Raw genomic sequence first — 20,642 nt, forward strand, 5'->3', positions numbered from 1 at the left:
CGCCCCTCACCGCTTGAGCAGGGAGTGCGGCCGTTCCGGCTCCCCGCCGGACCCCTCGCCGCCGCCCGGCGGCTGCTTCGGCCAGAGGGTGTAGCCCGCGGCGATGACCAGGTTGATGCCGATCACCCACACCATCTTCAGCTGCCACGAGCGCAGCGAGCTGGTGCCGCCGTCGTCCCCCACGTACCAGATGGCGGCCTGGAGCAGCGCCATCGCCACCGCGGCGGCGAGGATCCAGCGGCCCGCGGTCTTCCACTCGTGTACGGCGCGCGCCATGCCGTATTTCGGCGGCTTGACGGGCTTGGGGGCGCCCGCCCAGCGGTGGGCCACGTGTCCGTCGACCCATTTGACGGTCTGATGGCCGAGGCCCACCGTGAAGCCGATGTAGACGGCGGCGAGGCCGTGCTTCCAGTCCGGCTCGGCGCCGTTCTTCAGGTCGATCGCGGTGACGACGAGCAGGACCAGCTCCAGGACCGGCTCCAGCAACAGCACCGCGAGCCCCGCCCTCGGCATCTTCGCCAGGTAGCGCAGGCCCAGCCCTACGGCCAGCAGCACCCAGAAGGCCACTTCGCAGGCGACGACCAGTGTGACGATCATGGCTCTCTCCCGTCTCTCCCCTCCAGCCTCACCGCCGGTACGGGCTCGCGCGTCGTCGCCCGTGACGATCTGCCGCTGCATCCTTCGATGTAGTCGGCGCGTTCGTACGCGCGCCCGCACGCCGACGCCTCCGCCCCTCCCACGTGCTGTGATGGACCCATGCCGCTCCGCCTCCCCGGTCGCCCGCACCGCCATGACGTGCTCATCGCGGCCGGTGGGCTGCTCGGCGGGCTCACGCTGTGGTTCCTCGGGCTGACCGGCGGGCGGCCGATCGACGGGTTCCCCGAGCCGCTGACGCTGGTGGCGCTCGCCGTGATGGCCGGGGCCGAGCTGCTGCGCCGCACCGCGCCCCGGACGGCGCTGGCCGTCGGCGTTCTCGCGCTCGCCCTCGATCTGAGCACCGGCACCCTGATCGCCACCGTCGTGATGTTCACCGATCTGGTGTACGCGGCCGTGCTGTACGGGTCGCCGGCGGCCGCGCGCCGCGTCCCGCGCGCCGCCGAGCTGTTCACGGTGGTGGTGACGCTGCTGTCGCTGGCGCTGCTGCGCAAGCCCGAGGCGCTGCTCATCGGCGTCGCGGCGGCCCTGCTCACCATCACCCCCGCCTGGACCGGCGTCGGCATCCGGCGCTACCGCGACTCCGCGCGGGCGGCCCGGCTGGAGGCGGAGCGCACCGCGCTGCTGGCGGAGCTGGACCGGCGCGAGGCGGTCGGCGCGGAGCGCGCCCGGATGGCGCGGGAGCTGCACGACATGGTGGCCAACCACCTTTCGGCCATCGCCATCCACTCGACGGCGGCCCTGTCGATAGGCGAGCCGAAGGCGGCCGCAGACGCGCTCGCCGTGATCCGCGCGAACAGCGTCCAGGGGCTGGCGGAGATGCGCCGCCTGATCGGTCTGCTGCGGGACGCGGGCGGCGAGCAGGAGCCGGCCGCCGCGCCCCGGCTGGACGCCCTGGACGCGCTGATCGAGCAGGCCCGTACCAACGGCGCGGGCTCCGGCCTGCGCTTCGCCCTGCTCGACGAGCGCGCGCCGGGCCCGCTGCCGGCCCCCGTGGAGCTGGCCGCCTACCGCATCGTCCAGGAGTCGCTGACCAACGCCCTCAAGCACGCGGCGCCCGGCGAGGTGTCGGTCCGCCTCGGCCGGGCCGGCGACGGTCCGCTGGAGGTCTGTGTGACGAGCCGGTTCGGGGACCGGCCGGGGCCGCGCGCGCCCGGCTCGGGGGCGGGGCTGGTCGGCATGCGCGAGCGGGTCGCGCTGCTGGACGGGGAGTTCGAGGCGGGCCCGGTGACGACGGACGACGGATACGAGACCGAGGGCGGCAAGGCATGGCGCGTACGGGCCGTGCTGCCGCTGGACGAGAGAGGATCGCAGTGAGCGTGGAAACCCCGGCAGGGCCGGTGCGGGTGCTGGTCGCGGAGGACCAGTCGGCGGTACGGGCCGGGCTCGTCCTCATCCTCGGCTCGGCGCCGGGCATCGAGGTGGCCGGGGAGGCGGGCGACGGCGAGGAGGCCGTGCGGCTCGCCCGCGAACTGCGCCCGGACGTCGTGCTGATGGACGTGCAGATGCCCCGGCTCGACGGTGTCTCGGCCACCCGGCTGATCACCGAGGAGCGGCTGGCGGACGTCCTCGTGCTGACCACCTTCGACCTGGACGAGTACGTCTTCGGGGCACTGCGGGCCGGCGCGGCGGGGTTTCTGCTCAAGGACAGCGAGGCGGCCGAACTGGTCGCGGCCGTACGGACGGTGGCGCGCGGCGAGGGGATGATCGCCCCGGCCGTGACCCGCCGGCTGATCGCGGAGTTCGCGCGCCCCGCGCCGGCGCCGTCGCCCGACGCGCCGGATCCAGCCGTGCTGGAGGCGCTGACGCGCCGCGAGCGCGAGGTGCTCGTCCGTCTGGGCGAGGGGCGTTCCAACGCGGAGATCGCCCAGCGCCTCGATATGGCGGAGGCGACCGTCAAGACGCATGTCAGCCGCCTGCTCGCCAAGCTGGAGCTGCGCAGCCGGGTGCAAGCGGCGGTTTTGGCACAGGAGTTGGGGCTGATCCGGCCCTCTTGACGTTGGTACAGACCTCTTGACCGCTGGTCCAGACCTTCTTACTCTCCCCTCACAACTGTGGTGAGCGTGTTCAGAAAACGCACACCTCACCTGGCGGCACAGGTTCCCCATCGGACCTCTTCGAGGAGCACTCCTTGAGCACAGGAACCTTAGGACGCACCAAACGCTCCAGACGTACCGTCACCAGGCTCGGCGCGGCCCTCGCCGCGCTGCTCCTCCCCATCGCCGCGCTCGTCGGCCTGACCGCGACACCCGCGCAGGCGGCCACCGACGCCACGGCGGCGTTCGTCAAGACCTCCGACTGGGGCACCGGCTTTCAGGGCGAATGGACCGTCAAGAACACCGGCTCCTCCAGCATCAGCGGTTGGACCGTCGAGTGGGACTTCCCCTCCGGCACCACCGTGGGCGCGTACTGGGACTCCCTGATCACCAGTTCCGGCACGCACTACACCGCGAAGAACCGGGAGTACAACGGCACCATCGAGCCCGGCGCCAGCGTCTCCTTCGGCTTCGTGGCGTCAGGCAACGGCGAGCCGAGCGGCTGCAAGCTCGACGGCGGCCCGTGCGACGGCTCCTCGCCCACCGACACCCCGCCGACCGCCCCCGGACAGCCCACCTCCACCGGGGTGACGGCCGGCACGATCTCGCTGACCTGGGCCGCCGCCACGGATGACAAGGGCGTCAAGAACTACGACGTCTACCGCGGCGACACCGTGGTCGGCACGGTCGGCGACACCTCCTACACCGACACCGGGCTGAGCGCCGACACCGAGTACACGTACAAGATCGTGGCTCGCGACACCGCCGGGCAGACCGGCCCGGAGTCGCCTCCGGCCACCTTCCGTACGAGCACCGGCGGCGGCACCGACAACCCGCCCTCGGCGCCCGGCGCCCCCAAGGCGACCGCGACCACGGACACCACGATCGCGCTCAAGTGGCCCGCGGCCACGGACGACAAGGGCATCAAGAACTACGACGTCTACCGCGGCACCGTGAAGGCCGCGACCGTCGGCAAGCTCGCCTACACCGACACCGGTCTGACGCCGGGCACCGACTACACCTACACGGTCGTCGCCCGCGACACCTCCGACCAGGTCGGGCCCGCCTCCCAGCCGCTGACCGTACGGACCACCGGCGGCGACCAGCAGCCGACCGACCGCATCAAGGCCGGCTACTTCGTGCAGTGGGGCATCTACGGCCGCGCCTACACCATGAAGAACCTGGTGACGACGGGCGCCGCCGCCAAGCTCACCCACCTCAACTACTCCTTCTCCAACATCGACCCGAACAACCTCACCTGCCTCAACGGCGTCACCAAGGCCACCACCCCCAACCCGCAGGACCCCAACCAGGGCGACGGCGCGGGCGACTCCTGGGCCGACTACGAGAAGGGCTTCGGCGCGGGCGAGTCGGTCGACGGGGTCGGCGACACCTGGGACCAGCCGCTGGCCGGCAACTTCAACCAGCTCAAGAAGGTCAAGGCCAAGAACCCGAAGCTCAAGGCCCTCATGTCGATCGGCGGCTGGACGTACAGCAAGTACTTCTCGGACGTCGCCAAGACCGACGCGTCCCGGCAGAAGTTCGTGAAGTCCTGCATCGACATGTACATCAAGGGCGACCTGCCGGTCACCAACGGGCGCGGCGGCAAGGGCGCGGCGGCCGGGATCTTCGACGGCTTCGACATCGACTGGGAGTGGCCGGGCGCCGAGGGGCACGCGGGCAACCACGTCTCCAAGGACGACAAGGCCAACAACACGCTGCTCTTCGCCGAGTTCCGCAAGCAGCTCAACGCGCTGTCCTCGGAGACCGGCAAGAAGTACCTGCTGACCGCCTTCACCCCGGCCGACCCCGCCAAGCTCGACGCCGGCTGGGACATCACCACCAAGGACGGCAACCCCGGCGTCTTCGACTACATGGACTTCGCCAACGTCCAGGGCTACGACTTCCACGGCTCGGGCAGCGACGACAGCTGGGAGCCCAAGCGCACCGGCCACCAGGGCAACCTCTACCAGGACGCCAAGGACCCGTACGAGACCAAGTTCAGCGTCGAGAAGACCGTGAACGCCTATCTCGACGCGGGCGTCAAACCGAGCCAGGTCGCCCTGGGCCTCGCCTTCTACGGGCGCGGCTGGCAGCAGGTCGCGGACGGCGGCGCGAACGGCGCGTGGCAGAGCGCGAGCGGCGCGGCCCCCGGCCAGTTCCCGGAGGAGGCCGGCACCCGCGGCTACGACAACCTGATCGCGTCCGTACCGAATCTGAAGGTCTACCACGACGAGGCGGCGGTGGCGACGTACGGCTACACCGGCGCGAACGGACAGTGGTGGACCTTCGACGACGTCTGGTCCATCAACAAGAAGACCGCCTGGCTCAAGACGAAGAAGCTCGGCGGCGTGATGATCTGGGAGATGACCGGTGACAGCGGCACCCTGATGACCGCGGTGGACAACGGCCTGAAGTAACCGGGCCGCATAGAACGGCCGGGGGCAGCGAGTCGCCCGCTGCCCCCGGTCTCCGCGTGTGCGGGGACCGCGCGATCGGGCTACGCCACGTTGACCCGCTGGCCGGGCGGCGCCGCCTCCAGCCAGGCCAGAAAGCCGGTCAGGGCGTCCTCGCTCATCGCCAGCTCCAGCCGCGTACCGCGGTGCACGCAGACCAGGACGACGGCGTCGGAGAGCAGCGCCAGCTCCTCCTCTCCGCGCGGGGTGCGGCGGTCCAGGACCTCGATGGAGGCGCGCTCCAGGACGCGGCGCGGCCGGGGCGCGTACGAGAAGACCCGGAACCACTCGATCCGGTCGCCGTTGTAGCGGGCCACCCCGTACACCCAGCCCTTGCCGCTGGGCTCCGCCTCCGGCTCGGTCACATTCCAGCGCAGGGAGCAGTCGAAGGTGCCCCCGGAGCGCTGGATGAGCCGTCTGCGCAGCCCGAAGACGAAGAGTCCCACCAGGACCAGCAGGACGACGCTGCCGCTCACGAGCAGAGCGAGGACCATCTTCACCGACCTCCTCGCGTCATCTAGTCCAACCGCACCTGCATCGCCTCAGCCGCGGACTGCCCTGGAGTGATCCAGTGCCGTCCGCGGCTGAGGATTCCGCGGGTCTCCGGGACAGCTCCCGGAACCCCACAGTACGTTCTTATGGGCCGTGGGTTCAGTGCACACCCGCGACCGCGCGCAGCCGGACGTCCGCGCGCCGCTCGGCGGCCGCGTCCGTCTCCGCCTTCGCGCGCTCCAGCGCCCGCTCCGCGCGCTGGACGTCGATCTCGTCCGACAGCTCGACGATCTCGGCGAGCAGCGAGAGCTTGTCGTCCGCGAACGACACGAACCCGCCGTGCACCGCGGCGACGACGGTCCCGCCGTCGCTCGTACGGATGGTCACCGGGCCGGACTCCAGCACACCGAGCAGCGGCTGGTGGCCGGGCATGACGCCGATGTCACCCGACGGGGTCCGCGCGATGACCAGAGTGGCCTCGCCGGACCAGACGCTTCGGTCCGCCGCGACCAGCTCGACGTGCAGCTCAGCAGCCAACGTGGCTCCTCGGGTCTCCACCTGCCGGACATGGCAGATGTGGGGTCGAATACTACGAATACTAGTGGCCAAGGCGGCCGGGGGCGGTGGGCGCCGCCCCCGGCCGGTCAGCACGGGGTCAGGAGACGCCCAGCTCCTTGGCGTTGGCCTTCAGGTCCTCGATGCCGCCGCACATGAAGAACGCCTGCTCGGGGAAGTGGTCGTAGTCCCCGTCGCAGATCGCGTTGAACGCGGCGATCGACTCGTCGAGCGAGACGTCCGAACCGTCGACGCCGGTGAACTGCTTGGCGACGTGGGTGTTCTGCGACAGGAAGCGCTCCACCCGGCGGGCGCGGAAGACGGTGAGCTTGTCCTCCTCGCCGAGCTCGTCGATGCCGAGGATCGCGATGATGTCCTGGAGGTCCTTGTACTTCTGCAGGATCGTCTTGACGCGCGAGGCGCAGTCGTAGTGGTCCTGCGAGATGTAGCGCGGGTCCAGGATGCGGGACGTCGAGTCCAGCGGGTCCACCGCCGGGTAGATGCCCTTCTCCGAGATCGGGCGCGAGAGCACGGTCGTCGCGTCGAGGTGCGCGAAGGTCGTGGCCGGGGCCGGGTCGGTGAGGTCGTCCGCCGGCACGTAGATCGCCTGCATCGAGGTGATCGAGTGGCCGCGGGTCGAGGTGATGCGCTCCTGGAGGAGGCCCATCTCGTCCGCGAGGTTCGGCTGGTAGCCCACCGCGGACGGCATGCGGCCGAGCAGCGTGGACACCTCGGAACCGGCCTGGGTGTACCGGAAGATGTTGTCGATGAAGAAGAGCACGTCCTGCTTCTGCACATCGCGGAAGTACTCCGCCATGGTCAGACCGGCCAGGGCGACGCGCAGCCGGGTGCCCGGCGGCTCGTCCATCTGGCCGAAGACGAGCGCCGTCTTGTCGATGACGCCGGAGTCCGTCATCTCCTCGATGAGGTCGTTGCCCTCACGGGTGCGCTCACCGACGCCGGCGAACACCGAGACACCGTCGTGGTTGTTGGCGACGCGGTAGATCATCTCCTGGATGAGCACCGTCTTGCCGACGCCGGCGCCGCCGAACAGACCGATCTTGCCGCCCTTGACGTACGGGGTCAGCAGGTCGATGACCTTGACGCCGGTCTCGAACATCTCGGTCTTCGACTCGAGCTGGTCGAAGCTGGGCGCCTTGCGGTGGATCGGCCACCGCTCGGTGACCTCGGACTCCGCCTCGGGCTTGTTCAGGATGGCGCCGAGGGTGTTGAACACCTTGCCCTTGGTCACCTCGCCGACCGGGACGGTGATGCCCTCGCCGGTGTCGACCACCGTGGCCTGGCGGACCAGGCCGTCGGTGGGCTGCATCGAGATCGCGCGGACCACGCCGTCGCCCAGGTGCTGGGCGACCTCGAGGGTCAGCGTCTTGCGCTGACCGCCCTCGGCCGGGTCGTCGACCTCTACGTGCAGCGCGTTGTAGATCTCCGGCATCGCGTCGACGGGGAACTCCACGTCGACGACCGGCCCGATGACCCGCGCGACGCGGCCCGTGGCCACGCCGGCCGCTGCGGCCGTCTCAACAGTGGTGGTCATGGTTATCGGTCACTCCCCGCGGTCGCGTCGGCCATGGCGCTCGCACCGCCGACGATCTCGCTGATTTCCTGGGTGATTTCGGCCTGGCGGGCCGCGTTGGCAAGCCGCGAGAGCGTCTTGATGAGCTCTCCGGCGTTGTCGGTAGCCGACTTCATCGCGCGGCGGGTGGCGGCGTGCTTGGAAGCGGCCGACTGCAGCAGCGCGTTGTAGATGCGGCTCTCGACGTACCGCGGCAGCAGGGCGTCGAGAACGCCCTCCGCCGACGGCTCGAAGTCGTAGAGCGGAAGGATCTCGGCCTTGCCGGCCGCGGCGCCGTCCGACGCCTCCTGCCCGTCCGCCGCGAGACTCAGCGGCAGCAGGCGGTCGTCCACCGGCTGCTGCGTCATCATCGACACGAACTCCGTGAAGACGATGTGGAGTTCGTCCACGCCGCCCTCGGCGGTGTCCTGCTGTACGGCCTCGATCAGCGGCGCCGCGACCATCTTGGCGTCCGCGTACGTCGGGCTGTCGGTGAAACCGGTCCACGACTGGGTGACCGGGCGCTCCCGGAAGTCGTAGTACGCGACGCCCTTGCGGCCGATGATGTAGGTCGTGACCTCCTTGCCCTCCGAGCGCAGCCGCTCGGTGAGCTTGTCCGCCGCCTTGATGGCGTTGGACGAGTAGCCGCCGGCCAGACCGCGGTCGCTCGTGATGAGCAGCACCGCGGCCCGTACCGGGTTCGCCGCCTCGGTGGTCAGGGCGTGCTTGGTGTTCGAACCGGTGGCAACCGCCGTCACCGCGCGGGTGAGCTCACTCGCGTACGGCGTCGATGCCGCCACCTGGCGCTGCGCCTTGACGATGCGCGAGGCGGCGATCATCTCCATCGCCTTGGTGATCTTCTTGGTCGCGGTGACGGAGCGGATGCGACGCTTGTAGACCCGGAGCTGGGCTCCCATGGATCAGGTCCCTTCCGTCGTCGTCACTTCGAGGTACCGGCCGGTGCGTCGTCACCGAGAAGATCGCCGCTCGAGGTCTCGAACTGCTTCTTGAAGGTGGCGACGGCGTCGGCGAGCGCCTGAATGGTGTCGTCGGACATCTTCGCGCCCTCGACGATGCTGTTCATGAGGCCCTTGTGCTCACGGCCCATGTAGTCGAGCAGCTCGCGCTCGAAGCGCTGGATGTCCTCGACCGGCACGTCGTCCATCTTGCCGGTGGTGCCGGCCCAGACGGAGACGATCTGGTCCTCGATCGCGTACGGCGCGTACTGGCCCTGCTTGAGCAGCTCGGTCATCCGCTTGCCGCGCTCCAGCTGCGCCTTGGAGGCCGCGTCCAGGTCGGAACCGAAGGCGGCGAACGCCTCCAGCTCGCGGTACTGGGCGAGGTCCACGCGCAGTCGGCCCGAGACCTGGCGCATCGCCTTGTGCTGGGCGGAGCCGCCGACGCGGGAGACCGAGATACCGACGTTCAGCGCCGGCCGCTGGCCCGCGTTGAACAGGTCGGACTCCAGGAAGCACTGGCCGTCGGTGATGGAGATGACGTTGGTCGGGATGAACGCCGAGACGTCGTTGGCCTTGGTCTCGACGATCGGCAGACCGGTCATCGAACCCGCGCCCATGTCGTCGGAGAGCTTCGCGCAGCGCTCCAGCAGACGGGAGTGCAGGTAGAAGACGTCGCCCGGGTACGCCTCGCGGCCCGGCGGGCGGCGCAGCAGCAGGGAGACGGCACGGTAGGCGTCGGCCTGCTTCGACAGGTCGTCGAAGACGATCAGGACGTGCTTGCCCTGGTACATCCAGTGCTGGCCGATGGCCGAGCCGGTGTACGGGGCGATGTACTTGAAGCCGGCCGGGTCGGACGCCGGAGCCGCGACGATCGTCGTGTACTCCAGGGCGCCGGCCTCCTCCAGCGCGCCGCGCACGGACGCGATGGTGGAGCCCTTCTGACCGACGGCGACGTAGATGCAGCGGACCTGCTTCTTCGGGTCGCCGGAACGCCAGTTGTCGCGCTGGTTGATGATCGTGTCGACGGCCAGGGCGGTCTTGCCCGTCTGGCGGTCGCCGATGATCAGCTGGCGCTGGCCGCGGCCGATCGGCACCATCGAGTCGACGGCCTTGAGGCCGGTCTGCATCGGCTCGTGCACGGACTTGCGGACCATGACGCCGGGCGCCTGGAGCTCCAGGGCGCGGCGGCCTTCCGTCTCGATCTCGCCGAGGCCGTCGATCGGGTTGCCGAGCGGGTCGACGACGCGGCCGAGGTAGCCCTCGCCCACCGCGACGGAGAGCACCTCGCCGGTGCGCTGCACCGGCTGGCCCTCCTCGATGCCGCTGAACTCGCCGAGGACGACCGCACCGATCTCGCGCTCCTCAAGGTTGAGGGCGAGGCCGAGGGTGCCGTCCTCGAACTTCAGCAGTTCGTTCGCCATGGCCGAGGGAAGTCCCTCGACCTTCGCGATGCCGTCGCCGGCAACGCTGACCGTACCGACCTCCTCGCGCGAGGCCGCGTCCGGCTTGTACGCCTGGACAAAGTTCTCCAGCGCGTCCCGGATCTCCTCCGGCCGGATCGTGAGCTCCGCCATCTGGGTTCCCTGCTCTCCTTGTTGGGCCCGAAGTTTCTTGCGGGGCCGGGGGGCCACGCGGCGTGCGCCGCTCCTGTCACGGCCCCCTGGTTTTTCCGCTACGGCCCAACTCGGGCCGCGGTCTTGCTCTTGAGTTGGTGGTGGCCGGTCAGCCGGCCATCCGCCGGGTCGCCTCTTCGAGGCGGTCCGCGATGGTCCCGTTGACGATCTCGTCGCCCACGCGCACCGACACCCCGCCGAGGACCTCGGGGTCCACATCGAGGTTGAGGTGCACCTGCCGTCCGTACAGCTTGGCCAGTGCGGCGCCCAGGCGCTGCTTCTGCCCGTCGCTCAGCGGCACCGCGGAGCGGACCTCGGCGACCATGCGGTCGCGCCGTTCCGCGGCCAGCCTGGAGAGGGCGGTGAGCCCTCCCTCCAGGCTACGGCCTCGCGGCTGGGCGACAAGGCGGACTACGAGCCGCTCGGTGACCTGGTGCGCCCGACCGCCGAGCAGGCTGCGCAGCAGCTCCGCCTTGGCCGCGGTGGTCGCCAGCTTGTCGGTCAGCGCGGCCCGCAGCTCCGTCGAGGAGGAGACGATCCGGCCGAACCGGAAGATCTCGTCCTCGACCGCGTCGAGGGCGCCGGACCGCTGCGCCGCGATGAGGTCGGCGGAGTCCGCCAGCTCCTCGATCGAGTCGACCAGGTCGCGCGAGCGCGACCAGCGCGAGCGGACCATGCCGGAGACCAGGTCCGCGGCCTCGCCGCCCACCTGGCCGCCGAGCAGCCGGCCCGCCAGCTGTGCCTTGGACTCGGCGCTCTGCGCCGGGTCGGTCAGGACCCGGCGCAGCGACACCTCGCGGTCGAGCAGCGCGGTGACGGCGGCCAGGTCCTCGGCGAGCTTCGCCGCGTCGACGGACGTGTTGTCCGCCAGCGCGTCGAGGCGCTCGCGCGCGGCGCCCAGTGCCTCACGGCTCGCGCCGTGCATCTCTGCCGCTGCCGTCATCGCTTGGCCTCGGCCGTCGTCGCGCTCTCCTCGAGTCCGTCGAGGAAGCGGTCGATGGTGCGGCTCTGCCGGGCGCTGTCCTCAAGGGACTCGCCGACGAGCTTGCTCGCCAGGTCGGTGGCGAGCTTGCCCACGTCCTGGCGGAGCGAGGCCGCTGCGGCCTTGCGGTCGGCGGCGATCTGGGCGTGGCCGGCAGCGATGATCTCCTCACGCTGCCGCTGGCCCTCGGCCCTCATCTCGGCGATGAGTGCGACGCCCTGTTCCTGCGCCTCCTGGCGCATCCGCGCGGCCTCGTGGCGGGCGTCGGCGAGCTGGGCCCGGTAGTCCTCAAGGACCTGCTGAGCCTCGGCCTCGGCGGCCTCGGCCTTCTCCATGCCGCCCTCGATGGCCTCACGGCGCTCGTCCAGAACCTTGTTGATGTTCGGGAGGAGCTTCTTGGCGAGGAAGCCGAAGACGATGAAGAAGGCGATAAGGCCGATGACGAGCTCTGGGATCGGCGGGATGAGGGGGTTTTCCGCCTCCTCGGCCGCCATCTGTACCAGGGCGTTCACATCAGTGCCTTCCGTTGAAAGAAGTGGTCGTCAGCCGCAATTAGCTCGGGTAAACGAACGGCATAACGATGCCGATCAGGGCGAGCGCCTCACAGAAGGCGAAGCCCATGATCTGGTTAGCGCGGATGAGGCCGGCGGCCTCGGGCTGACGGGCCAGGGCCTGGGTGCCGTTGCCGAAGACGATGCCGACGCCGACGCCGGGGCCGATGGCCGCCAGGCCGTAGCCGATGGCGCCGAGGTTGCCCTTGATGGAAACTGCGGCGAGGGTTTCGAGAGCAGCAGACATGCTCGTTCTTCCTTCTCTTTCACGGACCGGCGGGGGTTGGCCACCGGACGTCTGATGGGGCTGAGGGGCAGGGGGCTCAGTGGTGCTCGGCGAGCGCTCCCTGCACATAGGTGCAGGCCAGGAGGACGAAGATGTACGCCTGGACGGCCTGGATGAACAGCTCGAAGGCCGTCAGCAGGATGGTCATCACGAACGAGACACCGGAGTACGCGATCCCGACGCCGTTCAGCAAGTACCAGCTGGCGATGGTGAACATCAGGATCAGCAGGTGGCCGGCGAACATGTTGGCGAAGAGCCGGACCGCGTGCGTGAACGGCCTCACGAGCACGTTGGAGAAGAACTCCAGCACGACGACCATCGGCAGAATGCCGCCCAGCGACTTGTCGTAGCCGGTGATGTTCTTCAGGCCGCCGACGAAGCCGTGCTTCTTGAACGTCAGGTACATCCAGAGGACGTAGACGATCAGGGCGAGCCCCGCCGGGAAGGCGATGATCGACGTCACCGGGAACTGGGCGACCGGAATGATCGACCACAGGTTCATGATCCAGACGAAGAAGAACAGCGAGACCATGAAGGGGACGTACTTGTCGCCCACCTTCTTGCCGAGGGACTCGTAGACGATGCTCTTGCGCACGAAGTCGTAGCCGGACTCGCCGATCATCTGGAGCTTGCCCGGCACCACCTTGGCCCGGCCGAAAGCCGCCCAGAAGAACCCGATGATGACGACCGTGCTCAACAACGCCAGCAGCATTGGCTTGTTGACGTCATAGCCGCCGACGGTGAAGAGCGGTTCGAACATGAACGAGTGGAGGCCCGGAGCGGGAAAGCCACACCCGTCGAAGAGGTGGCAATCGGTCTCGAAGGCGAGCATCTGGTCAGCACTCACCGCGAGCTCCTTCAGCGTGGCGCATAGGTACGGCAACCTCGTTGTGTCGGCGCGGCGCACAGCCACGGAGCGGCACTGGACTGGTCTTACGGATTTGGGGGCGGCTGGTCGGCGCGGGGCCGAATGGCATAGCGGGCATCAGCCACGTGGACTGCCGATTCCGTCCCGGGAAACTCGGGAGTTCAGCTGCCGTCGCGTGCTGTGCCTCAGATGGCACCGGACGATAGCAGGTGAGCGTGGCGGTGTTTATCGCGGCCCTACCGGTCATGACGGAGACCCGGCGGGCGCGGACTTCTTCGCGTCGTCGGGTTCCGGTTCCACGTAGAGAATCTTGGCCTTCAGGTGGGCGCGCGTCTGCGCGGCGATCCACACCAAAGTCACAACAAGCAGGGTCAGCGCGAACGCCTTGGTGTTGAACAGCGTCGTGTGTTTGAACACCGCGAGGAAGATTCCGACCAACAGGAACTGCGTCGCGTACAGCATCAGGCCCATGGCCTGGAACAGGTGCGGGAGTTGTCGCGCGGTCCGCTGAAGGACGTAGTAACCCATCGCCATGATGCAGACCGACAGCAGCGTGCCGACGACCGCGCCGATCGCACCCTTGCCACCGGCGAGCACGGCGCTGGTCACGGCGGCGACACCGCCGGTGACGGCGGCCGGTACGGCGCAGAGCAGGAGTGTTCGGGCGTCGTTGGACTGCATGAAGGGTTTCTCCGGCGGGAGTCGGAAGCAACGATTCGTCGTGGACGAGCGTATCCCCGGAGGTGAGATGGACCTCGCGACGAAGGACCGCACGCACTACGGTCCTTCGGCTCTAGCACCGGGTTTAGTGAACGGTATCACAAACTATTTGATGAGGTCTTTACCTACATCGTGTGCTGCCCATCACACGAGAGAGTTAATCCCGGCATGTCCACCGGACAGGACGATCGATGTCTGGTATACGGCGGACTGCACCAAATCAGCGATGGCTGCTGATCTTCCTGGTATGGGTGAATCGCGAGCGGTCGCCGACCGCCGTCGCACCGTTGGCCCCGGACGGCACCGGCTCGCGTTCCGCTTCGTCGGCCCCTTCGCCGGCCCCTTCGGCGTCCGTACGGGCTTCGGCGCCGGCCCCCGCGGCCGCCGCCCTCGCGGCCTTCTTCCTGGCCGTCATCTCCAGGAAGGCCCGGCGACGGTAGCGCGGCGGCACCAGGCGCTGGGCCCAGAGCGGGGCGCGCGGCGTGAAGCGCGGCAGGAGCAGCAGCACCAGTCCGACGGCGCTGAGCAGCACGATCAGCAGCACGATCCACATGCTGGCGGAGTTCACCGAGTAGGCGACCGCGCCGAAGGCGATCAGCCCGGACCAGAAGTACATGATCAGCACGGCCCGGCTGTGCGAGTGGCCGATCTCCAGCAGCCGGTGGTGCAGGTGGCCGCGGTCGGCCGCGAACGGCGACTGGCCGTTCCAGGTGCGCCGCACGATGGCCAGGATCAGGTCGGCGACCGGCACCATCACGACGGTCAGCGGCAGCAGCAGCGGAATGTAGACCGGCACCGTGCCGTGCACCGCGGCCCGCTCCGACCCCGCGAACAGCCGCATCGCGTCCGGGTCCACCTGCCCGGTGATGGAGATCGCGCCCGCCGCCAGCACCAGCCCGATCAGCATCGACCCGGAGTCGCCCATGAAGATCCGCGCCGGATGCATGTTGTGCGGCAGGAAGCCCAGGCACATGCCCATCAGGATCGCGGCGAACAGCGTGGCCGGGGCCGCCGCCTCGATGCCGTAGCCGAACCAGATCCGGTACGCGTACATGAAGAAGGCGGCCGAGGCGATGCACACCATTCCGGCGGCCAGCCCGTCCAGCCCGTCGACGAAGTTGACCGCGTTGATGGTGAGGACGACCAGGGCGACCGTCAGCAGCGTGCCCTGCATGGGGGTCAGCGCGACCGTGCCGACGCCGGGCACCGGAATCCACAGAATGGTCAAGCCCTGGAGGACCATCACGCCCGCCGCGATCATCTGCCCGCCGAGCTTGACCAGCGCGTCCACGCCGAACTTGTCGTCCAGCACGCCCAGCAGCCAGATCAGCCCCGCCCCCGACAGCAGCGCCCGCGGCTCGTTCGACAGCTCGAAGACGCCCTTGAGGTTCTGCATATGGGCCGCGACCAGCAGCCCCGCGCACAACCCGCCGAACATCGCGATACCGCCGAGCCTCGGCGTCGGTTCGCGGTGCACGTCGCGCGCGCGGATCTCCGGCACCGCGCCGGCCACCATCGCGAACTTCCGCACCGGTCCCGTCAGCAGATAGGTGATCGCGGCGGTGACGCACAGCGTCAGCAGATATTCACGCACAGGCTGCCCCAGAGGTTTCGCTGGCCATCACAGCCCCACACCATATTCGCGTCCACCCCCGAATCGTGAATGCGGTTGAGGACGTGCCCCGTTGGCGGATGGTTCCAGCCCTCAGGTGTGATCGGGATAAGGAGGGAATCTTCCGGCCAATTCCGCCACTTCCGCACGGGCCCCCGCGTCCTGCCGCAGCGCCGCGCCCACCAGCGCCCCGACGCGCGCCATCTCCGCCTCCCCCATCCCCTGCGTGGAGACGGCCGCGCTGCCCAGCCTGACGCCCCTGGCCCGCCCGTCGGCGCACGGGAGACCACAGGTGTCCAGGATGATGCCGGAGGCCGTCAGACGGCCGCTGGCGGTCCTCGCGTCGATGCCCAGCGGCGCGACGTCCGCGGTGATCAGATGCGTGTCGGTGCCGCCCGTGCTCACCGCGAGCCCCTCCGCCTCGAGCGCCGCCGCCAGCACCCGCGCGTTGGCCACGCACTGGTGCGCGTACGCCGTGAAGGCCGGGGTCGCCGCCTCGCCGAAGGCCACCGCCTTCGCCGCGACCGTATGCATCTGCGCGCCGCCCTGCGTGAACGGGAAGACCGCCCGGTCGATCCGGTCCGCCAGCTCCGCGCCGCACAGGATCAGCCCGCCGCGCGGCCCCCGCAGCACCTTGTGCGTGGTGGCGCACACCACGTCCGCGTACGGCACCGGACTCGGCGCCGCACCCCCCGCGACCAGCCCGATCGGGTGCGCCGCGTCCGCGATCAGATACGCGCCGACCTCGTCGGCGATCTCCCGGAAGGCCGCGTAGTCCACATGGCGCGAGTACGAGATCGAGCCGCAGACGATCGCCTTGGGACGGTGCGTACGGGCCAGCTCGCGCACCTGCCCGTAGTCGATCAGGCCGGTGTCCGGCGCGACGCCGTAGCCGGCGAAGTCGAACCAGCGGCCGGAGAAATTGGCGGGCGACCCGTGCGTGAGATGCCCGCCCTGGGGGAGCGCCATCGCCAGCACCGTGTCGCCGGGGCGCAGCAGCGCGGCGTACGCGGCGAGGACGGCGGAGGAGCCGGAGTGCGGCTGGACATTGGCGTGCTCGGCGCCGAACAGCGCCTTGGCCCGGTCGACGGCGATCCGCTCGGCGAGGTCCACCAGCTCGCAGCCGCCGTGGTGGCGGGCGCCCGGATAGCCCTCCGCGTACTTGTTGGCGAGCGGCGAGCCGAGGGCCGCGAGGACGGCGGGCGAGGTGAAGTTCTCGGCGGCGATGAGCTGGAGCCCGGCGGACTGCCGGCCGAGCTCGGCGAGGAGCAGCCCCGCCAGCTCCGGGTCCGTACGGCGCAGCGCGTCGAAATCGGGGCCCCAGTGGGTGTGGGGTGCTACTGCGGCGACCGGCATGGCACTGGCTCCGGACCTCGAGGGGTGGTGCACCCCAATGTAGGCCCGCTCCCCGGCGCCCGCAGCCGGTCAGGTCCGGGTGGGGACTCCGGTGAGCGCGGTGACGACCGGGTCCAGGGCCTGGTTGATCTCGTCGCCGATGGAGCGGAAGAAGGTGATGGGGGCGCCGTACGGGTCGTGGACCTCGTCGGCCTCGGCGTTCGGGGCGAGCAGCCAGCCGCGCAGCGCGGCGGCCGCCTGCACCAGCGCGCGGGCGCGCCCGACGACGCCGCCGTGCACGGGGTCGGGCAGCGTGGCCGGGTCTATGGCCCGTACGAGCCGGGTGAACTCCTTGAGCGTGAAGGTGCGCAGCCCCGCCGAGTGCCCCATGGAGATGACCTGCGCGCGGTGGTCGCGGGTGGCGGTCAGCACCAGGTCGGCGCGGATGACGTGCTCGTCGAGGAGCTCGCGGCCGATGAACCCGTCCGGGTCGGCGCCGAAGTCGGCGAGGACGGTCGCGGCGTGCGCCTCCATGGGCGCGCCCTCGTGGCCCCAGGTGCCGGCGCTCTCCACGACGAGGCCGCCGGCGAAGGGGTCGCCGAGCCGGTCGGTGAGGGCATAGCGGGTCAGCCGCTCGGTGATGGGCGAGCGGCAGACGTTGCCGGTGCTGACGTGGAGGATGCGGAAGGTGTCGACGGTGAGGTCCGGTCCCGCTATGCCACGCCCCTGCGGGGCGATCAATTGGCCACCTCGAGATCGGGTACGACCTCGCGCAGCTGCTCGGCGCTGAGCGCGCCCGCCCGCAGCAGCACCGGGGTGCCGCGGGTGACATCGACGATGGAGGAGGGGACGGCGGCCGGGGTGGGCCCGCCGTCGAGGTAGACGGAGACGGCGTCGCCGAGCATCTCCTGGGCCGCGTCGCAGTCCTGCGGCGAGGGGTGGCCGGTCAGGTTGGCGCTGGAGACGGCCATCGGGCCGAACTCGGTGAGCAGCTCGATGGCGACCGGGTGCAGCGGCATCCGGACCGCCACGGTGCCGCGGGTCTCCCCCAGGTCCCAGGTCAGCGACGGCTGGTGGTTGGCGACGATGGTGAGCGCGCCGGGCCAGAACGCGTCGACGAGCTCCCACGCCTGCTCGGAGAAGTCGGTGACGAGCCCGTGCAGGGTGTTCGGCGAGCCGACGAGCACCGGCGAGGGCATGGTCCGGCCGCGCCCCTTGGCCTCCAGCAGGTCGCCGACGGCCTCGGCGCTGAAGGCGTCCGCGCCGATCCCGTAGACGGTGTCGGTGGGCAGCACGACCAGTTCGCCGCGGCGGACCGCCGCCGTCGCCTCGCGCAGGCCGGTCTTGCGGTCGGTCGCGTCGCTGCAGTCGTATCGCCGTGCCATCACATCTCCTTCGCGAAGCGGGTACTGGGGTCGAGCGTGCGGGGTGCCGCGGTCACGGCGTCGCCCTGCGGGCCGTCGCGAACCGCGGGCGGTTGTTGAGGTCCGGGTGGTCGGCGGCGTCCGCCCAGCCCCGCTCCTCGGTGAAGATCCACGGCACCTGGCCGCCCTGGGTGTCGGCGTGCTCGATCACCACCACGCCGCCGGGGCGCAGCAGCCGGTGGGCGGTGCGCTCGATGCCCCGGATGGTGTCCAGGCCGTCCTCGCCGGAGAAGAGCGCGAGCTCGGGGTCGTGGTCGCGGGCCTCCGGTGCGACGTACTCCCACTCGGTCAGCGGGATGTACGGCGGGTTGCTGACGAGCAGGTCCACCTGGCCGTCGAGCTCGGGCAGCGCGGTCAGCGCGTTCCCGTGGTGGAGAACGACGCGGGACCCCTCGACGTTCTTGCGGGCCCATGTCAGGGCGGCCTCGTCGAGCTCGACGGCGTGCACGCGCGAGCGCGGCACCTCCTGGGCGAGGGCGAGGGCGATGGCGCCGGAGCCGGTGCACAGATCGACGATGAGCGGCTCGACGACGTCCATGGCCCGTACGGCGTCTATGGCCCAGCCGACGACGGACTCGGTCTCCGGGCGGGGCACGAACACCCCCGGGCCGACCTGGAGTTCGAGGTAGCGGAAGAAGGCGCGGCCGGTGATGTGCTGGAGCGGTTCGCGGGCCTCGCGGCGGGCGACGGCCTCCCAGTAGCGGGCGTCGAACTCGGCGTCGGCGACGTTGTGCAGTTCGCCGCGCTTGACGCCGTGCACGAACGCGGCCAGCTCCTCGGCGTCGAAGCGGGGCGAGGGGACGCCCGCGTCGGCCAGCCGCTGGGTCGCCTGGGCCACCTCGGCGAGCAGCACGGATCGGGGGTGCGGGGGTCGCCCCCCGGCAGATTGCTGCACGCTGTTCCTCCGGCTTGCGAACTTGCGAGAACGTTGGGACTGGACTGGCCGCGACCCGCGGGCGGGCGGGCCCGCCGGGTCCGCGGAGCTTACTGGGCGGCCGCCAGCTTGGCCGCCGAGTCGGCGTCGACGCACGCCTGGATCACCGGGTCCAGCTCGCCGTCGAGGACCTGATCCAAGTTGTACGCCTTGAAGCCGACCCGGTGGTCGGAGATGCGGTTTTCGGGGAAGTTGTACGTCCGGATGCGCTCGGACCGGTCCACCGTACGGACCTGGCTGCGCCGGGCGTCGGACGCCTCGCGCTCGGCCTCCTCCTGGGCCGCGGCCAGCAGCCGCGAGCGCAGGATGCGCAGCGCCTGCTCCTTGTTCTGGAGCTGGCTCTTCTCGTTCTGGCAGGAGACCACGATGCCGGTGGGCAGGTGGGTGATGCGCACGGCGGAGTCGGTGGTGTTGACGGACTGGCCGCCGGGGCCGGAGGAGCGGTAGACGTCGATGCGCAGGTCGTTGGGGCCGATCTCGACCTCGACCTCCTCGGCTTCGGGGGTGACGAGCACGCCCGCGGCGGAGGTGTGGATGCGGCCCTGCGACTCGGTGGCGGGCACGCGCTGCACGCGGTGCACCCCGCCCTCGTACTTCAGGCGCGCCCAGACGCCCTGGCCGGGCTCGGTGGCGCCGCCCCCGCCCTTGGTCTTCACGGCCACCTGTACGTCCTTGTAGCCGCCGAGATCGGACTCGTTGGCCTCCAGGATCTCGGTCTTCCAGCCGACGCGCTCGGCGTAGCGCAGGTACATCCGCAGCAGGTCGCCGGCGAACAGGGCGGACTCCTCGCCGCCCTCGCCGGCCTTGACCTCCAGGATCACGTCCTTGTCGTCGCTGGGGTCGCGGGGGACCAGCAGCAGCCGCAGCCGCTCGGTCAGCTCCTCGCGCTGCCGCTCCAGCTCCTTGACCTCGGCGGCGAAGTCGGGGTCGTCCTGGGCCAGCTCGCGGGCGGTCTCGATGTCGTCGCCGGTCCGCTTCCAGGAGCGGTAGGCGCCGATGATCGGGGTCAGCTCGGCGTAGCGCTTGTTGAGCTTGCGGGCGTTGGCCTGGTCCGCGTGGACGGCGGGGTCGGCGAGCCGCTTCTCGAGGTCGGCGTGCTCGCCGATCAGTTCCTCGACTGCCTCGAACATCAAGTTTCCCTAGCTGGAGGTGACGGGCCTGCTGGACGACAAAGCGCCGGTCCGGTCGCCCCTCGAAGTCGAGAGGCGACCGAGGACCGGCGCCTGCGGGTCGCTACTTCTTGGCGGACCCGGCGTTCTTGCCGAAGCGGGCCTCGAACCGCGCCACACGGCCACCGGTGTCGAGGATCTTCTGCTTGCCCGTGTAGAACGGGTGGCACTCGGAGCAGATGTCGGCACGGATGTTGCCGCCCGTGACCGCGGTGCTACGAGTGGTGAAGGAGGCGCCGCAGGTGCAGCTGACCTGGGTCTCGATGTACTCCGGGTGGATGTCGCGCTTCAAGGGGTACTCCTAGGTTCGGGAGGGCGCCGGGTCGTAGAGGCGGGATTGCCTTACGTGAACCGGGGCCAGCGGACCAGTTTGCCAGTACTGCCCGCATACCCCAAAACCGGGGTGCGGGGCCGGATATTCCC

21 protein-coding genes are annotated in these 20,642 nt (G+C 70.2%); 3 read left to right on the forward strand and 18 right to left on the reverse strand.

Translation table 11 applies throughout. The features are described 5' to 3' along the window. Positions 1–6 precede the first annotated feature (6 nt). Positions 7–597, reverse strand: coding sequence for a hypothetical protein (locus AB0I49_RS24955; RefSeq protein ID WP_363229291.1), 591 nt, complete (start codon positions 595–597; stop codon positions 7–9). A 159-nt stretch (positions 598–756) separates the two neighbouring features. Between AB0I49_RS24955 and AB0I49_RS24960 the strand changes: the two genes are divergently transcribed. The 3 genes from AB0I49_RS24960 to AB0I49_RS24970 all read left to right on the forward strand — a co-directional run bounded on the left by AB0I49_RS24960 (position 757) and on the right by AB0I49_RS24970 (position 5,110). Further along, entirely contained in the window at positions 757–1,971 is a 1,215-nt protein-coding gene (locus tag AB0I49_RS24960) for a histidine kinase (RefSeq protein ID WP_363229292.1), read from the forward strand. A 2-nt stretch (positions 1,972–1,973) separates the two neighbouring features. Further along, positions 1,974–2,651 carry a response regulator transcription factor gene (locus AB0I49_RS24965; protein ID WP_363229293.1) on the forward strand — a complete coding sequence of 226 codons (678 nt, stop codon included), beginning with the start codon at positions 1,974–1,976 and terminating at the stop codon, positions 2,649–2,651. Between the two features lie 134 nt (positions 2,652–2,785). After that, positions 2,786–5,110, forward strand: a complete 2,325-nt coding sequence (locus AB0I49_RS24970; protein ID WP_363229294.1) for a glycoside hydrolase family 18 chitinase — start codon at positions 2,786–2,788, stop codon at positions 5,108–5,110. An 80-nt stretch (positions 5,111–5,190) separates the two neighbouring features. On the opposite strand, the gene AB0I49_RS24975 is transcribed toward AB0I49_RS24970, so the two are convergent. The 17 genes from AB0I49_RS24975 to rpmE all read right to left on the reverse strand — a co-directional run bounded on the left by AB0I49_RS24975 (position 5,191) and on the right by rpmE (position 20,511). Beyond that, positions 5,191–5,640: a DUF2550 domain-containing protein gene (locus tag AB0I49_RS24975; protein ID WP_363132686.1), complete on the reverse strand. Its 450-nt coding sequence runs from the start codon at positions 5,638–5,640 to the stop codon at positions 5,191–5,193. Positions 5,641–5,797: 157 nt separating this feature from the next. Further along, positions 5,798–6,175, reverse strand: a complete 378-nt coding sequence (locus AB0I49_RS24980; RefSeq protein ID WP_363229295.1) for a F0F1 ATP synthase subunit epsilon — start codon at positions 6,173–6,175, stop codon at positions 5,798–5,800. Positions 6,176–6,293: 118 nt separating this feature from the next. After that, positions 6,294–7,748, reverse strand: coding sequence for a F0F1 ATP synthase subunit beta (gene atpD, locus AB0I49_RS24985; protein ID WP_363229296.1), 1,455 nt, complete (start codon positions 7,746–7,748; stop codon positions 6,294–6,296). 2 nt (positions 7,749–7,750) lie between these two features. Continuing rightward, the gene (locus tag AB0I49_RS24990; RefSeq protein WP_363229297.1) at positions 7,751–8,683 is read right to left on the reverse strand and encodes a F0F1 ATP synthase subunit gamma; all 933 of its coding nucleotides are present in this window, start codon (positions 8,681–8,683) and stop codon (positions 7,751–7,753) included. Between the two features lie 23 nt (positions 8,684–8,706). After that, positions 8,707–10,299, reverse strand: a complete 1,593-nt coding sequence (atpA, locus tag AB0I49_RS24995; RefSeq protein WP_363229298.1) for a F0F1 ATP synthase subunit alpha — start codon at positions 10,297–10,299, stop codon at positions 8,707–8,709. Between the two features lie 148 nt (positions 10,300–10,447). Continuing rightward, positions 10,448–11,263 carry a F0F1 ATP synthase subunit delta gene (locus AB0I49_RS25000; protein ID WP_363229369.1) on the reverse strand — a complete coding sequence of 272 codons (816 nt, stop codon included), beginning with the start codon at positions 11,261–11,263 and terminating at the stop codon, positions 10,448–10,450. A 14-nt stretch (positions 11,264–11,277) separates the two neighbouring features. Next, complete coding sequence (locus AB0I49_RS25005) at positions 11,278–11,832, reverse strand: F0F1 ATP synthase subunit B (protein WP_363229299.1); 555 nt, start codon at positions 11,830–11,832, stop codon at positions 11,278–11,280. A gap of 40 nt (positions 11,833–11,872) precedes the next feature. Next, a complete protein-coding gene (locus tag AB0I49_RS25010; protein WP_363229300.1) occupies positions 11,873–12,118 on the reverse strand; it encodes a F0F1 ATP synthase subunit C in 246 nt (81 codons plus the stop codon). Between the two features lie 76 nt (positions 12,119–12,194). Continuing rightward, positions 12,195–12,989, reverse strand: coding sequence for a F0F1 ATP synthase subunit A (gene atpB / locus AB0I49_RS25015; RefSeq protein WP_363229370.1), 795 nt, complete (start codon positions 12,987–12,989; stop codon positions 12,195–12,197). Positions 12,990–13,268: 279 nt separating this feature from the next. Then, the gene (locus tag AB0I49_RS25020) at positions 13,269–13,706 is read right to left on the reverse strand and encodes a hypothetical protein (protein WP_363229302.1); all 438 of its coding nucleotides are present in this window, start codon (positions 13,704–13,706) and stop codon (positions 13,269–13,271) included. 259 nt (positions 13,707–13,965) lie between these two features. Then, positions 13,966–15,339, reverse strand: a complete 1,374-nt coding sequence (locus tag AB0I49_RS25025) for an MraY family glycosyltransferase (RefSeq protein ID WP_363229303.1) — start codon at positions 15,337–15,339, stop codon at positions 13,966–13,968. A gap of 111 nt (positions 15,340–15,450) precedes the next feature. After that, positions 15,451–16,713 carry a serine hydroxymethyltransferase gene (gene glyA, locus AB0I49_RS25030; protein WP_363229304.1) on the reverse strand — a complete coding sequence of 421 codons (1,263 nt, stop codon included), beginning with the start codon at positions 16,711–16,713 and terminating at the stop codon, positions 15,451–15,453. Between the two features lie 69 nt (positions 16,714–16,782). After that, complete coding sequence (locus AB0I49_RS25035) at positions 16,783–17,433, reverse strand: protein-tyrosine-phosphatase (protein WP_363229305.1); 651 nt, start codon at positions 17,431–17,433, stop codon at positions 16,783–16,785. Then, positions 17,430–18,077 carry an L-threonylcarbamoyladenylate synthase gene (locus AB0I49_RS25040; protein ID WP_030889654.1) on the reverse strand — a complete coding sequence of 216 codons (648 nt, stop codon included), beginning with the start codon at positions 18,075–18,077 and terminating at the stop codon, positions 17,430–17,432. The genes AB0I49_RS25035 and AB0I49_RS25040 overlap by 4 nt, the downstream gene beginning before the upstream one ends. Before the next feature lie 52 nt (positions 18,078–18,129). After that, positions 18,130–19,011 (reverse strand): peptide chain release factor N(5)-glutamine methyltransferase, encoded by an 882-nt coding sequence (prmC, locus tag AB0I49_RS25045; RefSeq protein WP_363229306.1) that lies wholly within the window; start codon positions 19,009–19,011, stop codon positions 18,130–18,132. An 89-nt stretch (positions 19,012–19,100) separates the two neighbouring features. Further along, the gene (prfA, locus tag AB0I49_RS25050; protein ID WP_363229307.1) at positions 19,101–20,180 is read right to left on the reverse strand and encodes a peptide chain release factor 1; all 1,080 of its coding nucleotides are present in this window, start codon (positions 20,178–20,180) and stop codon (positions 19,101–19,103) included. 103 nt (positions 20,181–20,283) lie between these two features. Continuing rightward, positions 20,284–20,511: a 50S ribosomal protein L31 gene (gene rpmE, locus AB0I49_RS25055; RefSeq protein ID WP_363229308.1), complete on the reverse strand. Its 228-nt coding sequence runs from the start codon at positions 20,509–20,511 to the stop codon at positions 20,284–20,286. Positions 20,512–20,642 lie beyond the last annotated feature (131 nt).

This window comes from Streptomyces sp. NPDC050617 (genome assembly GCF_040654795.1).
GTDB lineage: Bacteria > Actinomycetota > Actinomycetes > Streptomycetales > Streptomycetaceae > Streptomyces.

What these genes read in the sequence shown, in the direction of transcription:
- atpD (WP_363229296.1), bottom strand. Translation starts at nt 7,748, where the DNA reads ATGACCACCACTGTTGAGACGGCCGCAGCGGCCGGCGTGGCCACGGGC.
- atpB (WP_363229370.1), bottom strand. Translation starts at nt 12,989, where the DNA reads ATGCTCGCCTTCGAGACCGATTGCCACCTCTTCGACGGGTGTGGCTTT.
- AB0I49_RS24960 (WP_363229292.1), top strand. Translation starts at nt 757, where the DNA reads ATGCCGCTCCGCCTCCCCGGTCGCCCGCACCGCCATGACGTGCTCATC.
- AB0I49_RS24955 (WP_363229291.1), bottom strand. Translation starts at nt 597, where the DNA reads ATGATCGTCACACTGGTCGTCGCCTGCGAAGTGGCCTTCTGGGTGCTG.
- AB0I49_RS25010 (WP_363229300.1), bottom strand. Translation starts at nt 12,118, where the DNA reads ATGTCTGCTGCTCTCGAAACCCTCGCCGCAGTTTCCATCAAGGGCAAC.
- atpA (WP_363229298.1), bottom strand. Translation starts at nt 10,299, where the DNA reads ATGGCGGAGCTCACGATCCGGCCGGAGGAGATCCGGGACGCGCTGGAG.
- AB0I49_RS24990 (WP_363229297.1), bottom strand. Translation starts at nt 8,683, where the DNA reads ATGGGAGCCCAGCTCCGGGTCTACAAGCGTCGCATCCGCTCCGTCACC.
- AB0I49_RS24975 (WP_363132686.1), bottom strand. Translation starts at nt 5,640, where the DNA reads ATGGTCCTCGCTCTGCTCGTGAGCGGCAGCGTCGTCCTGCTGGTCCTG.
- AB0I49_RS25020 (WP_363229302.1), bottom strand. Translation starts at nt 13,706, where the DNA reads ATGCAGTCCAACGACGCCCGAACACTCCTGCTCTGCGCCGTACCGGCC.
- AB0I49_RS25040 (WP_030889654.1), bottom strand. Translation starts at nt 18,077, where the DNA reads ATGGCACGGCGATACGACTGCAGCGACGCGACCGACCGCAAGACCGGC.
- prfA (WP_363229307.1), bottom strand. Translation starts at nt 20,180, where the DNA reads ATGTTCGAGGCAGTCGAGGAACTGATCGGCGAGCACGCCGACCTCGAG.
- glyA (WP_363229304.1), bottom strand. Translation starts at nt 16,713, where the DNA reads ATGCCGGTCGCCGCAGTAGCACCCCACACCCACTGGGGCCCCGATTTC.
- AB0I49_RS25000 (WP_363229369.1), bottom strand. Translation starts at nt 11,263, where the DNA reads ATGCACGGCGCGAGCCGTGAGGCACTGGGCGCCGCGCGCGAGCGCCTC.